Origin of the sequence: Mesorhizobium sp. M8A.F.Ca.ET.021.01.1.1 (assembly GCF_003998025.1) — a bacterium.
Taxonomy (GTDB): Bacteria; Pseudomonadota; Alphaproteobacteria; order Rhizobiales; family Rhizobiaceae; genus Mesorhizobium.
This window is the reverse complement of the sequence record NZ_RZSJ01000106.1, coordinates 1-13495: the sequence shown is the minus strand read 5'-3', so window position 1 is coordinate 13495 and position 13495 is coordinate 1. Positions and strand designations below refer to the sequence as shown.

Below are 13495 nucleotides of genomic sequence, written 5' to 3'. Positions count from 1 at the left end.
CCGAGCTGGTGCCCCGCATCGCGCGCGATGCGGGGCACCAGCTCGGCGATCGACTGCACGATGTTGGGCTGAATGCCTTCCGAGGGCTCGTCGAGCAGCAGCACCGACGGCAGGCCGCACAGCGCCCGCCCGATCGCCAGCATCTGCTGCTGACCGCCCGAGAGCGTGCCGGCGATTTGCGCCTCGCGTTCGCGCAGGATCGGAAAGTAGCCGAAAATGTCGGCCGGAATGCCGCCGTCGCCGCGGTCCCTGGCGGCGCGGGTGCCGACCTCCAGGTTCTGCCGCACGGTGAGCTGGTTGAAGATGCCACGCCCCTGCGGCACATGCGCGATGCCCGCCCGCGCCCGGCGGAAGGCCGGCGCGTTGGTCAGATCCTGGTCGCCGAGAACCACCGCGCCGCCGCTCGCCTTCAAGGCGCCGGCGATGACGCGCAGCAGCGTCGTCTTGCCGGCGCCGTTGCGGCCAAGCAGGCCGACGACTTCGCCCGGTGCCACGCTCATATCGATGCCGTTCAGCACCGGAAGCAGGCCGTAGCCGGCGGAGACGGCAAGTGTCCGCAGCATCGTCAGCGCCTCCCCAGATAGACGTCGCGGACCATCTCGTCGGCCTCGATGTCGTGGAAGGGACCGCTTCGCAGCCGGCGCCCCTGATGCAGCACCAGCGTCTCGCAGTTCAGCGCCCGCACGAAGCGGATGTCGTGCTCGACGGCGACGATGGAAAACTCACCCTTCAGGCGCAGCAGCATTTCGGCTGTGGCAAGCGTCTCCTGGGGCGTCATGCCGGCCGTCGGCTCGTCGAGCAGCAGCAGCCGCGGCTCGATCGCCAGCGCCATGCCGATTTCCAACCATTGCTTTTGGCCATGCGCGAGTTCGCCGGCCAGCGTGGCGGCACCATTGGTCAGCGCGACCAGCTCCATCAATTCACCGATCGGGCGAGCCGGCGAGGGGGCGCCCCACCGTGCGACCTTGAGATTGTCCTCAACCGAGAGGCTGGGGAAAACCGACGGAATCTGGAACTTGCGGGCGATGCCGAGCCGGGCGATGCGGTGCAGCGGCAGACCGGCAATGTCGTGGCCGAGGAAACGGACGCTGCCGCTGGTCGGGCGAAGCGTGCCGGTCAGCAGGTTGAGGAATGTGCTCTTGCCGGCACCGTTCGGCCCGATGATGCAGCATAGCTCCTTGTCGCGCACCGTCAGGTTCAACCCTTCCAGCGCCTGCAGGCCGCCAAAGCGGATGCCGACATTTTCGGCCTGGAGCAGGACGTCGCTCATCGCGCGTGCCTCCGGCCTTTGGACAGGGTCTTCAGCCGCGCGTAGATCGACAGGATGCCGTCCGGTAGCACAAAGACGATGATGACGAAGACGCAGCCGAGCAGCAGCGGCCACAGGCTCGGATTGAGGCTGCTGATGGTCTGCTGTGCGCGCTGGATGGCAATGGCGCCGAGCACCGGACCAAGCAGCGTGCCGCGCCCGCCGACCGCCACCCAGACGATGACTTCGGTCGACAGCAGCAGGCCGGAGAGATCTGGCGCCACAAGCCCCGCCATGCAGACATAGAGCGCGCCGGCAAGACCGGCGATCGCCGCGGACAGGACGAAAGTGACAAGCAGCCGCAAGGGCGCATTGTGACCAAGTGCTGCCGCCCGGACCTCATTGTCCTGGATTGCGGTCAGCACGGTGCCCCAGCGGCCACGGCTGATCGACCACAGCACCAGCACGGCCACAGCGACGATGGCCGCGACGAAGATATAGCTCGGCAGGTCCTGGCTGAGGTCGACATGCAGGCCGCCGACATCGAACGCGATCGGCGGTATGCCGATCAGGCCGCTGTCGCCGCCGGTGACCGAACTCCAGGAGACCGCGGCCTGCTGACAGATGACACCCATGGCGAGGGTGACGATGGTGAAATAGCTGCCGCGGATGCCGCCGAAGAACAGGAAGTAGCCGATGATGGCGGCGACGAAGGCAGCCCCGGCCACCGCGCCCAGGATGCCGAGCAGGCTGCCGAGGGGAATGGCGTCGTTGAGCGTGATGAGCGCCATGATGTAGCCGCCGATGCCGAAGAAGGCGGCGTGGCCGAAGCACAGAATGCCAGTGCGGCCCCAGAAGAAGTCGAGGCTGGCGGCGAACAGGCCGAAGATCAGCGCATCGCGGATCACTGTCAGCTGGTAGCCGTCGGCAAAGAAGGGATAGATGACGGCGAGTGCGGCGCAGACGGCAAAGACCAGCAGCCAGTTGCGGTCCCGGGCGATCATCGCGACGCTCCGTTGAACAGGCCGTTTGGCCGCAGCCGCACGGCAACGATGGCCGCGAGCAGCACGATCGCCTGCGCCAGCGATGGCGAGATCTGGTAGTTGAGGATGCTGGTCAGCCCGCCGACGAAGACGCTGCCGGCGACGAGGCCGCCGATCGAGCCGACACCGCCGACGATGACGACGAAGAAGGCGTTGGCGAGATAGTTCACCCCCATCTGCGGCAGTACGATCGCCAGCGGCGCGACCAACCCGCCGGCCAGGCCCGCGATTGCCGCGCCGAAGGTGAAGGCGATGGCGTAGGTGCGGCGCGTGTTGATGCCAACGCCCTCGGCCATTTCCCGGTTCTGGATGACGGTGCGGATGTCGAGCCCGAAGGATGTGCGGCTGATCAGCAGGACCACGCCGAGCAAAGTCAGCATGGCGATGCCGATCAGGATCAGCCGGTAGGCCGGATAGACAGTGAAGAACAGGTCCAACGTACCCTCGATCGGCGGCGTCACCGGCTTGGCGCCAAGCCCGAATGTCAGCTCCAGCCCTTGCTGCAGGATCAGGCTGACACCCCAGGTGGCGAGCACGGTCGAGACCGGCCGCGAGTAAAGGTGGCGGATGATGGCGAATTCCAGGATCCAGCCGACCACCGCGCCGGCTATCGGGGCAGCAAGCAGCCCCAGCCAGAAGGAGCCGCCGATGCTCTGGACGAAATAGACCGCGAAGGCACCGACAGTGACGAACTCGCCATGCGCCAGATTGGTCACGTTCATCAGGCCGAAGCTGATCGCCAGCCCGAGCCCGACCAGCATCAGGATGCTGATCAGCGTCAACGCGTTGAGCAGTGTGGTGACGACAAAGTCCATCGCGTCAGGCCGCGCTGGCGAGGCGTTGGCGCAGGCCCGCGAGCAGGCCTTCGGCGGCGTCGATTACCTTGGCTTGGTGTGGCTGCAGATCCTGCCCGGCCCATTCGTCGATATGATCCGACAGGGGATCGACCACTTCGGTGCGATGATTGGCCAGCGTCTCGATGACGGCATGACCGCAGAACGGCACGTAGCCTTCGGAGTAGCCGCCTTCATGCGTCATCATCAGGCGGCCGTTCGAGACTTCGGCGGCCAGTGCCACCATGCGCGCGGCAAGGCGCCGGAAGCATTCGCTGTTGAGCATCATGCGGCCGAGCGGGTCGAAGCCCGACGCGTCGAAGCCGGAAGCGACGATGACGAGGTCCGGTTTGTAGGCGCGCAGCGCCGGGGCGACGACGCGGTCGAAGCTCGCTTCATAGGCGCCGGTGCCGCTGCCGGCCGGCAGCGGGATGTTGATGTTGTAGCCTTCGCCTTCGCCCTTGCCGTTGTCGGCCAGCGCGCCGCGCCCGGTCGGATAGAGATTGTCTTGGTGCAGGGAAATCGTCAGCACCGACGGGTCGGAATAAAACACTGTCTCGGTGCCGTTGCCATGATGCACGTCCCAGTCGACCACCGCGGCGCGGCCGAGCAGGCCTTCATGCTGAAGCCGGCGCACCGACACGCCAATGTTGGAGAACAGGCAGTTGCCCATGGCCTGATCGGGTTCGGCATGGTGCCCTGGGGGACGCGCCAGCGCATAGGAATTGTCGACGCGGCCGGTCAGCACCGCGCGCATCGCCGCATAGGTGGTACCGGCGGACAGCAGGGCAATATCGAAGCTGTTGAGGCCGATCGGCGCTTGCGGTCCGGCGAAACCGGATCCGCGTTCGCTGAGCATTCGGATATCGTCGATATGGCGCTGCGTGTGCACGCGCAGCAGGTCCTCGACCGTCACTGGCTCGGCGATGATCGGCACCAGATGACGTGACAGGCCGCTGACCTGGATGAGGTTGTTGAGCCGGCGCTTCGACCCAGGCGATTCCAGATGCCGGCCAGGCTCCACGAAGCGGCCGGGCGGCATCATGTCGGCGCTGGAGCCGGTGTCATGCCACATCAGCTGTTCGTGAAAGACGTAGCCTGTCGCCATCCGCGGCATCCTCTGAAAACCAGATGACGCTAGCAGGCTAACAATCGCCTGGCCCGACCCTAAAGAGGGGGCCATGTCTGTAATCTATGCCCCTCCTTTCGGAGGGGTGCGGAGGTTTGCGGCGGCCTGCGCGGCGCGCACGGCCTGGACGCGGTTGGATACGGAGAGCTTGCCGAAAATGTTCTTCAAATGCCACTTCACCGTCGTTTCGCTCACCGACAGCGCAACGGCGATATCGCGGTTGGACATGCCTTCCGACAAGCAGTGCAGCAGCTCGGACTCGCGCTGGGTGAGCTGTTCCTTCTCGGCAACCGGGATGGCCGGCTTGCGCGTCGCCACCGGCGGTGTCTGCGCGGCATCGATGATGCGCGTTGCATAGGCCGACAATGCCGGGTCGGTCTTTGCCTGTGCCGCGCGCAGCCGCATCAATGCCTCGACGACGGGCCTGCCCTCATCGACGAAGGAGCGGATGAAGCCGGAGGGCTGGGCAAGGCGCAGTGCTTCGAGCAGATGCCGGTCGGCCTCGCGCTGGTCATGGCCGGCGCTCTTGGCGCGCAGGATCTGCGCCAGTATGTGCCGGCGCATGCGCCCGCTGCCTTTCGTTCGCTCCAGCAGCGCGTCGAAAATCGCCGCCGCCCCTGCGTAGGATTTCTCCGCCGTCAGCAGCCGGCCTTCGGCGAAGAACTCAAATTCGTTGGCGACAGTTGGGACGGTCTCGGCGCTTTCGCCGCGATGCTGGCTCAGCAATGCGCGTGCCTCGGCGACGCGGTTCTGGTCGAGCAGCAGCCGGATGCGATCATGCACCAGCACCGAAGCGAGGCGGCGGTAGACGGAGCCGCGCACGCGCTGGTAGACGCGCTCCAGCATGTCCAGGGCCGCGTCGCCCCGGCCGGTCAGCTGCAGCACGCGGGCATAGGTCGGCACGCTGGCCAGGGGATAGACAATGACCGCGGCACCCTCGATCAGCGGCCCGAGATTCTCGACCAGCGCCAGTGCTTCGCCGGACGCGTTGGTCTCGTAGGCGAGTTCGGCAAGCAGCGTTCCGGCGAGCGCCTCGGCATAGGAGTTCGCGCCGATCCGCGTCCTGGCTTCGATGATCGCGTTGCGCAGCAGCCGTTCGGCGGCCGGCAGCCGGCCGGCCGATCGCTCGATGACGGCCATGTAGCAATTGGCGATGGTGACGCCGAGCAGGCTGCCGCTTCGCTCATGCGCCTTGCGTGCAGCGTCCACCGCCGCGCGTGCCCTTTCGAGGTCGCCCAGCGCATAGAGATTATAGCCGATGACGTTCGCGGTCGCGCCTTCCATGAACCAGGCATCGGGCGCGATGATGCGCAGCGCGGCCAGCGCGGTGTCGCGTGCGTCCTCGAACTGTTCCAGCGTGCTGTGGACCGCAGCGGCAAGGACCTCGAGTTCGGCCTCGATCGTGGTGCCGGTCAGCGTGCCCGGGTCATTGCTGTCAGTCGGCCCGGTCTCGACCAGCTTGCGCGCGTTGGCGAGCGTCTGCTGGGCAATCTCGGGCTGGCTCGAGTGCACTGCCAACCACAGCACGACAAGCTGCAGCCGGATGCGCTGGTCGATCAGTTTCCTCGGCAGCAGCGCCAGCAGCTGGCGCACATAGAGCAACTGGCACTGGGCGATGAGTTCGAGCGCGTTGTTCTCGACGAACACCGCCGCGCGGGCCTGGTCGCCGGCGGCGAGCGCATGGCCGATGGCCTCGGTCAGCATCTTGCGTTCGCCGAACCATTCCGAAGCCGCCAGATGCAGCGGGGCGATCATCTCCGGTTCGCGCCGTTCCATCTCGCGGCTGAGAAAGTCATGGAACAGATGATGATAGCGGAACCAGCGCCGCTCCTCGTCGAGCGGCACGAGGAACAGGTTGCGGGTCTCGATCTCGGTGATAGCAGCCTCGGCGTCCGCCGCGCGTATCACCGCCCGGCAGGCCTCGGCGCTGAAACGTTCGAAGATCGAGGAGTAGAGCAGGAACTTCGCCAGTGCCGGCGGCAGTTCCAGGAACACTTCCCCCATCAGGAAGTCGGCGACATTGCGGTTGGCACCGGTGAAATTGCCTATGACGGTTTCGGGCGCATGGGCGGCGCTGAGCGACAGCGAGGCGAGCTGCAAGCCCGCGGCCCAGCCTTCGGTGCGCGAGCACAAGGTTTCCACCGTGCCGCTGCCGATCGAGAGGCCAAGCTTGTCGTTGAAGAAGGCTTTGGCTTCGGACGAGGCGAAACGCAGATCGTCTGGGCCGATCTCGAAGACATCGCCGAGTACCCTGAGCTTGCCGAGCTGCAGGTCGGGCAGGTTGCGCGAACCGATGACGAAGGCGACGTTGGCGGGGGCCTGCCGTGTCAGGCGCTCCATGAACCGCTTCACCGCCGGTGCTTCGATAGCGTGATAGTCGTCGAAGAACAGAGTGATGTCGGCATGGCGTGCCGCAAGACCCGCCACAAGGGCCGCCAACACCACGTCAAGCTGCGGGATCGGGCTCGACTGGAAGGCGAGATCGAGCTCGGCTGGGTTCTGCACGAGATGGCGCAGCGCCCCAACCAGATGCGACAGGAAGGCGCCTTCGTCATTGTCCGTCGCTTCGCAGGACAACCATGCCGTCAGCCGGCCGTGGCGCGCGACCTCGGCTGCCCATTGCGCCATCGTCGTCGACTTGCCGAAGCCGGCGGGCGCGGCAAACAGCACGATGCGCGTGTCGACATGCCGCTCCAGCCTCGACAGGATGCGCTCGCGCCGTACCCACCTCCGGTGGTGGGGCGATGCCTGGCCCGCGGGTTGCGAAGACGGTCTCATCTGGCGCCGGGCACCCATTCCGTTTCGATCAGCGGAATTTGCGGCGCGCAATCGCGCGGCAGGGTTCCCTTGATCCGCGGATCGTCGGTGATCTCGAAGCCGGCCGCGAAGGGTTCAAACCCGCAAGCCCGGTAGAAGCCAATGACGCTGTGATGATCGATGCTGCTGGTGTGCAGCCAGACACGCTCCGGCTTTAGGCGCCATGCCTGATCGAGCGCGCCCGCCATCAGTCGCTTGCCAAGGCCTCGGCCGGTCAAGGAAGGGAAGAGACCGAAATAGGTGATCTCGATCTCGTTCACGTCGGCGACAGTGAATTCGGCCATGCCGACATGGCTGCCGCTTTCATCGTGGCCGTAATAGAGATGCTGGCGCGGGTCGGCGAAATGCGCCGCGATGTCGGCGTCCGACATTTCGGCGGCGCGATCCCACAGCCAGGGAGCGCCGATCTCGAGAAAGACCGAACGGTAGAAGGCGGGCTCGGGGTTGGTGACGCGGGTCATCGCCAGCGGATGCGCGAGACCCTGCACCGGCGCGCGCACTTCCATCCACGTCACCGCATTGACGATCTTGCCGGCCGGAATACGCCGGTAGCCGGACGCGAGATCGGTGATTTCATCCGGCAATGTGCCTTCGGTGACTTGCATCTGTCCTCGATCTTCCGCCGCACGGCCTGCCGGCATGTCAAGAAGCTGATGCCAATTCTGCGGCCGACTGCCAAGAGGCTGCAGGGGTGGGCCATAATTTTGGCCGGCCTGTCTTCTTGCCTTTTCGGGAAATGGCATATGAGATATGATACACCATTCACAGGAAAGCGGAATATCATGCCTGGGCGAATTGCGGATGAGGCCATTTTGCGGGCGGTCGACGATGGTTTCGACCGTCAGCTCGCCTTTATGGCCGATCTCGTGCGCTTTCCCTCTCAACGCGGCGGGGAGCATGCCGCGCAATCCTTCATGGCGGCGGCTTATGAAGCCGATGGCTATGCGGTCGATATGTGGCGTGTCGATGTCGACGCGATCCGCGACCTGCCCGGATTCTCTCCCGTTGCGGTTTCCTATGACGACGCATTCAACGTCGTCGCCACTCACACGCCGAAAAACGCCACCGGCCGCTCGCTGATCCTCAACGGGCATATCGATGTCGTGCCGACGGGACCGCTCGATCGCTGGGTCCGCGACCCCTACGATCCGGTGATCGAGGATGGCTGGATGCATGGCCGCGGCGCCGGCGACATGAAGGCTGGCCTGTCGGCCTGCCTCTATGCGCTGGCCGCCTTGCGCAGCCTTGGCTATCAGCCGGCTGCGAAAGTGTTCCTGCAGTCGGTCGTCGAGGAGGAGTGCACCGGCAATGGCGCGCTCGCTTGCCTGCAGCGCGGCTACCGCGCCGACGCCGCCTTCATTCCCGAACCGCTGGAGCCAAGGCTGATGCGGGCGCAGGTCGGCCCGATCTGGTTCAGGGTCGAAGTCGATGGCGATCCGCAGCACGCGTCGGGCGCCTTCTCGGCCGGCGCCAATGCCATCGAAAAGGCCTTCCTCATCATCCAGGCGCTGAAGCAACTCGAAATCGTCTGGAATGCGAGGAAGGTCGACGACAGGCATTTCTGCGATCACCCGCACCCGATCCGCTTCAATCTCGGCAAGATCGAAGGCGGCGAGTGGACGTCCAGCGTTCCGGCGCGTTGCGTCTTCGAGATGCGTGTCGCGACCTATCCCGGCCAGAAGCTCGAGGACGCCAGGGCCGAGTTGGAAGCTTGCATCGCGGATGCGGCGCGCGCCGATCCGTTCCTGGCCAATCGTCCGCCGAGGATGACCTATAACGGCTTCATGGCCGAGGGTTACGTACTTGAGGGGGCCGACGAGATGGAAGCCGTGCTGCGGCGCAGCCACACCGCCGTGTGGGGTGAGCCGCTGACGGAACACGTCACCTCGGCCACCACCGATGCGCGCTTCTTCGGCCTTTATGCCGACACGCCCGCAATCGTCTACGGCCCGATCTGCCGCATGCCGCATGGCTATGACGAGGCCGTCGATCTCGACTCCGTGCGCAAGGTCACGCAGACCATTGCGCTCTTCATCGCCGACTGGTGCGGTCTTGAACCCATAAATGCCGAGGTCAGGCCATGAACGCAGCCGTATCGGATGCCTTCGGCGAGACGCTTGCGGAGGATGCGCCTGATGTCTCGATCGCCGAGGCGCTTGCCCTGTTGCGCCGGCACTATGGGCTCACCGGCAGCGCGCGCCCGCTGCCGGGCGAGCGCGACCATAATTTCCATATCCAGACCGAAGGCGAGGGCGAGTTCGTCCTGAAGGTCTCGCATCCGGCTGAAGAGGCCGGCTTCACCGATTTCCAGAACAAGGCGCTCGACCACATTCTGACGGTCGACCCTTCCTTGCCAGTTCCTTCCGTGCGCAAGAGCGTCGAAGGCGAAGCACAGTTCATGGTAGGCGTCGGCGGATCGCCGCCGCGCATCGTCCGGCTGGTCAGCTATCTGCCCGGCCAGCTGCTTTCGCGCTCGCCCACGTCAGCGGCGCAGGACCGCAATCTTGGCATCTTCCTCGCCCGGCTTGGCCGGGCACTGCGCGGCTTCTTCCATCCGGCCGCCGGCAGCGACCTTTTGTGGGACATTCGCAAGGTCGCCAAGACGCGGCCCATGCTGGCGCACATCGCCGATGCCGGCCATCGCGCCATGGTCGAGCGCGTCATCGACGCCTTCGAGGAACATGCGGCGCCGGTGATCCCCGGCCTGCGCGCCCAGATCGTCCACAACGACATGAACTCCTACAATGTGGTGATGGATGCCGCGCGGCCGGAAGTGGTGAGCGGCATCCTCGATTTCGGCGACATGATCCATTCGCCGCTGATCTGCGACCTCGCCATCGGTGCCGTCTACCGCTGGCCGGCTGAAGGTCACCCTCTGGCGCCCGCGGCCCGCTTCGTCGCCGGCTATCAGTCGGTGCAGCCGCTCGAAATCGAAGAGCTTGGCATCCTCTTCCACCTCATTCGTGCACGGCTTGCGCTCATCGCCAACATTGCCAGCTGGCAGGCCGGGCGGTTTCCGGCCAAACGCGACTATGTGCTTCGCCTCATCACCGAGGTCTGGACCTCGCTCGAACGGCTGGACGGTCTATCGCCCGCTGACGCCCGCCGCTATTTTCTCGACCATTCCAAGCCGGAGTAGATGCCCGTGTCCCAGTCCTCGCCCGCAAGTGCCTCCGCCGACACCGGAGTTTCCGCACGAGAGCACGCGCTGCTCGAACGCCGCGCCAGATTGCTCGGGCCGACCTATCGCGCCTTCTACCGCAACCCGATCCATCTGGTGCGTGGCAGCGGTGTCTGGCTCTACGATGCCCAGGGCCGAAAATACCTCGACGCCTATAACAACGTCGCCTCGGTCGGACACTGCCATCCGCGCGTCGTCGAGGCATTGTCGGGACAGGCCGCCACGCTCAACACGCACACGCGCTACCTCAGCGAGATCATCCTCGATTACGCCGAAAAGCTGCTTGGCACGCTGCCGCCCCATCTCGGCCATGCCATGTTTACCTGCACCGGCAGCGAGGCCAACGATCTCGCCATCCGCATCGCCCAGCACTCCAGCGGCAACACCGGTGTGATCATCACCGAATTCGCCTATCACGGCGCCACCATCGCCACCGCGCAACTGTCGCCGGCGGCGGTCGGGACCAAGGGCGTGCCCGCGCAACACCGGACCGTGGCGGCGCCGGATACGTTCCGCGACGGCGGCCGCGCCGCGCATGATTTCGCCAGAAATGTCGCCGCCGCCATCGAGGATATGCGCGCTCGAAACATCCGTCCGGCGGCGCTGCTTCTCGATTCCGCCTTTTCCAGCGACGGCATCTTCTTCCCCGCTGCTTCTGTCATGCGCGAGGCGGCCGATCATGTCAGGAAAGCGGGCGGCATCGTCATTGCCGATGAGGTCCAGTCCGGTTTCGGCCGGCTCGGCCAGGGCATGTGGGGCTTCGCCAATTATGGCCTCGAACCTGACATCGTCACCATGGGCAAGCCGATCGGCGACGGGCACCCAATGGGCGCGGTGATCGTGCGGCCGAAGCTGGTGAGCTCGTTCGGTTCGAACACCGGCTACTTCAACACTTTCGGCGGCAATCCGGTCGCGGCCGCCGTCGGCATCGCGGTGCTCGACGTGATCGAGGGGGAGGGGCTGATCGAGAACGCGCGCACGGTCGGCGCCTATACCGGAGAACTGCTGGACGCCTTGAAAAGCCGCCACGGCATGGTGGCCGATGTCAGGCACAACGGCCTCTATTTCGGCGTCGAGTTGACGGCGGAGGATGAGGCCACCGCTGCCAAGACCACATCCGTCGTTGAAGCCATGCGCGAGGATGGCGTGCTGATCTCGTCCTGCGGTCCGCGCGGCAATGTACTGAAGATCAGGCCGCCGCTGCCCTTTGCCAGGGACAATGCCGAGCAGCTGGCCGAGACGCTCGATCGCGCGCTGTCGAAATGGTGAGCTGAGCGGTCCGCGCATGCTGAAGCTCGAGCATCAAACCCTCAACGACCGCGCCTATGGCGCGCTGAAGCAGGAATTGATTTCAGGCGGTTTCAGCCCGGGCCAGACACTGGTCATCCGCAAGCTCGCCGAAACCTTTGGCATTTCGACCACCCCGATCCGCGAGGCGCTGCAAAGGCTCGTCGCCGAGCGGCTTCTGGAGATGCAGAACAACCGCTCCATCATAGTGCCCTTGCTGTCCGGGCCCGCTTTCGCGGAACTGACGCGCATCCGCATCGCCGTCGAGGGATTGGCGGGCGAGATGGCCGCCACGCGCATGAGTGAGAGCGCGCTGGCCGACATACAGGTCGCGCTCGCCGGCATGCAACGCGCCATCGAGGCGCAGGACGCCAGGACCTATCTTTCCCTGAACGAGGCCTTCCATTTTGCTATTTATGAGCACGCCGGCGCGCCGATCCTCCTGAACATGATCCGCGATCTCTGGGGGCGCGTCGGACCTTATCTGAAGCTCCTGATGCGGGCCGATCGCTACATTCCGCAGTCCAATGACGCACACCACAGGATCGTCGCCGCGCTCGAACGGCGCAACGGCCCGGCCGTTCGTGTATCCCTTGAACAGGACATCGCCGTGGCGGCCGCGGTTCTCTCCGAAAATCTTCGCACGACAAACTGATCGGACGGCAGGCCCGGTCGGCCTATGCTGTTTCGTCCATCCGGTCGCGCAGCATGCTCCAGCCGAGCAACATGTTGGGTGCGTGTCGCAGCAGGGCGTGAAACGGAATCGGCGCCGGTGGCGCGAAAGGCAGTGGCAACTCGCGGGCGTCGGTTCCAGCGGCCCAGTCGGCCAGTACCTTGCCCATCGCCGTCGTCATGGCGATGCCGCGTCCATTGCAGGCGCGGCCGGCGATCAGGCCCGGGCCGAGGTCCAGGAGGTGCGGCAGGAAATCCGGCTCGACGGCGGCCATTCCCGACCAGCCATAGACAAGCGGGGGCAGGTCGGGCAGGTCGAGACGGGCGGCGAGCCGGCGCCAGATTGTTTGCGGTACGCGTCTGTCGGCACCGGCGCTTAGAATATGCATGCCGCCGCTGATCAGCCGGTTATCGGCATCGAAGCGGAAGGTGAAGAGATTGCGCCTGGTGTCGCCGACGCCTTGCCCCCCGGGAAGCAGACGCGTGCGGATTTCGAGCGGTAGCGGCGCCGTGGCGATCTGGAAAACCTTCAGCGGAAAATAAGTCCGCTGCAGCGACGGATCGAGCGACCCGCCATAGGCGTTGGTGGCGATCAGCACCCTGGCGGCGCGCACCGAGCCCGATGGCGTTGTCAGCGCCCAGCCGTCGGCCACGCGATCAATCGACGTGACACGTGCCTGTTCGAAAATCCGCGCGCCGGCCTTTTCCGCCACATCGGCCAGTCCGCGTGCATAGGCGACCGGATTGAGTACGCCGCCGGAACGGTCCATCCAGCCGCCGAGATAGCCGCGCGCGCCGGTCAGCGTTGCGACATCCTGCCGATCCAGGGTGACGACAGGCCGTCCACGCTGCGCCCATTGTCCCGCGCGTGATTTGACCTTCTCCAGGGCCGCCGGCGAGTGCGCCGGCTGGATCCATCCGTTCTGCACCGCGTCGCAATCGATGCCGTGCTGCCGGATCAGGCCGAAGACGAGGTCGGCGCTGCCGGCGGCAAAATCGATGAGGCGTTCGCCGCGTTCCGGGCCGAGATGGGCAAGGATGCCGTCCGGGTCCATCTTGGCGAAGTTCGGCACGACGAAACCGGCATTCCGGCCGGTCGCGCCCCAGGCGATAATTTCGGCTTCGAGAACGGCGACGGAAAGTCCTTTTCCGGCGGCATGCAGTGCGGTTGAAAGCCCGGAAAAACCGCCGCCGACAATGGCGAGGTCGACATCGAGGTCGCCATTCAGCGCAGGTCGCTGGCGACGATCGTGGCTGACGGCGTGCCAGAGCGAAGCGCCATGC

General features: G+C 65.6%; 12 protein-coding genes. 4 read left to right on the top strand and 8 right to left on the bottom strand.

Annotated elements, in window-relative coordinates:
• From EOA36_RS11435 to EOA36_RS11405, 7 genes are all read right to left on the bottom strand, one after another.
• The coding region (locus tag EOA36_RS11435) for an ABC transporter ATP-binding protein (RefSeq protein ID WP_145969148.1) at positions 1-563 on the bottom strand (563 nt) is incomplete at its 3' end.
• Positions 564-565: 2 nt separating this feature from the next.
• Positions 566-1270: an ATP-binding cassette domain-containing protein gene (locus EOA36_RS11430; protein ID WP_127277731.1), complete on the bottom strand. Its 705-nt coding sequence runs from the start codon at positions 1268-1270 to the stop codon at positions 566-568.
• Positions 1267-2253, bottom strand: a complete 987-nt coding sequence (locus EOA36_RS11425; RefSeq protein WP_127277730.1) for a branched-chain amino acid ABC transporter permease — start codon at positions 2251-2253, stop codon at positions 1267-1269. The genes EOA36_RS11430 and EOA36_RS11425 overlap by 4 nt, the downstream gene beginning before the upstream one ends.
• Complete coding sequence (urtB, locus tag EOA36_RS11420; protein WP_127277729.1) at positions 2250-3107, bottom strand: urea ABC transporter permease subunit UrtB; 858 nt, start codon at positions 3105-3107, stop codon at positions 2250-2252. The genes EOA36_RS11425 and urtB overlap by 4 nt, the downstream gene beginning before the upstream one ends.
• A gap of 4 nt (positions 3108-3111) precedes the next feature.
• Positions 3112-4233 (bottom strand): class II histone deacetylase, encoded by a 1122-nt coding sequence (locus EOA36_RS11415; RefSeq protein WP_127277728.1) that lies wholly within the window; start codon positions 4231-4233, stop codon positions 3112-3114.
• 84 nt (positions 4234-4317) lie between these two features.
• On the bottom strand, positions 4318-7032 hold the full coding sequence (locus EOA36_RS11410) for a LuxR C-terminal-related transcriptional regulator (protein ID WP_127277727.1): 2715 nt from the start codon (positions 7030-7032) through the stop codon (positions 4318-4320).
• Entirely contained in the window at positions 7029-7676 is a 648-nt protein-coding gene (locus EOA36_RS11405) for a GNAT family N-acetyltransferase (protein WP_127277726.1), read from the bottom strand. The genes EOA36_RS11410 and EOA36_RS11405 overlap by 4 nt, the downstream gene beginning before the upstream one ends.
• A gap of 177 nt (positions 7677-7853) precedes the next feature.
• On the opposite strand from EOA36_RS11405, the gene EOA36_RS11400 reads away from it, so the two are divergent.
• The 4 genes from EOA36_RS11400 to EOA36_RS11385 are packed head-to-tail and all read left to right on the top strand — an operon-like array spanning position 7854 to position 12194.
• Positions 7854-9155 (top strand): ArgE/DapE family deacylase, encoded by a 1302-nt coding sequence (locus tag EOA36_RS11400; protein ID WP_189553184.1) that lies wholly within the window; start codon positions 7854-7856, stop codon positions 9153-9155.
• On the top strand, positions 9152-10210 hold the full coding sequence (locus EOA36_RS11395) for a phosphotransferase (RefSeq protein WP_127277725.1): 1059 nt from the start codon (positions 9152-9154) through the stop codon (positions 10208-10210). The genes EOA36_RS11400 and EOA36_RS11395 overlap by 4 nt, the downstream gene beginning before the upstream one ends.
• Positions 10211-11521, top strand: coding sequence for an aspartate aminotransferase family protein (locus EOA36_RS11390; RefSeq protein WP_189553182.1), 1311 nt, complete (start codon positions 10211-10213; stop codon positions 11519-11521).
• A 16-nt stretch (positions 11522-11537) separates the two neighbouring features.
• Positions 11538-12194, top strand: a complete 657-nt coding sequence (locus EOA36_RS11385) for a GntR family transcriptional regulator (protein WP_127277723.1) — start codon at positions 11538-11540, stop codon at positions 12192-12194.
• A 22-nt stretch (positions 12195-12216) separates the two neighbouring features.
• Here EOA36_RS11385 and EOA36_RS11380 read toward each other — a convergent pair.
• On the bottom strand, positions 12217-13495 hold a 1279-nt coding region (locus EOA36_RS11380; protein WP_145969147.1), incomplete at its 5' end, for an FAD-dependent oxidoreductase.

Coding starts and splice junctions, on each gene's coding strand:
- EOA36_RS11430 (WP_127277731.1), bottom strand. CDS start 1,270: ATGAGCGACGTCCTGCTCCAGGCCGAAAATGTCGGCATCCGCTTTGGC.
- EOA36_RS11425 (WP_127277730.1), bottom strand. CDS start 2,253: ATGATCGCCCGGGACCGCAACTGGCTGCTGGTCTTTGCCGTCTGCGCC.
- urtB (WP_127277729.1), bottom strand. CDS start 3,107: ATGGACTTTGTCGTCACCACACTGCTCAACGCGTTGACGCTGATCAGC.
- EOA36_RS11415 (WP_127277728.1), bottom strand. CDS start 4,233: ATGGCGACAGGCTACGTCTTTCACGAACAGCTGATGTGGCATGACACC.
- EOA36_RS11410 (WP_127277727.1), bottom strand. CDS start 7,032: ATGAGACCGTCTTCGCAACCCGCGGGCCAGGCATCGCCCCACCACCGG.
- EOA36_RS11405 (WP_127277726.1), bottom strand. CDS start 7,676: ATGCAAGTCACCGAAGGCACATTGCCGGATGAAATCACCGATCTCGCG.
- EOA36_RS11400 (WP_189553184.1), top strand. CDS start 7,854: ATGCCTGGGCGAATTGCGGATGAGGCCATTTTGCGGGCGGTCGACGAT.
- EOA36_RS11395 (WP_127277725.1), top strand. CDS start 9,152: ATGAACGCAGCCGTATCGGATGCCTTCGGCGAGACGCTTGCGGAGGAT.
- EOA36_RS11390 (WP_189553182.1), top strand. CDS start 10,211: ATGCCCGTGTCCCAGTCCTCGCCCGCAAGTGCCTCCGCCGACACCGGA.
- EOA36_RS11385 (WP_127277723.1), top strand. CDS start 11,538: ATGCTGAAGCTCGAGCATCAAACCCTCAACGACCGCGCCTATGGCGCG.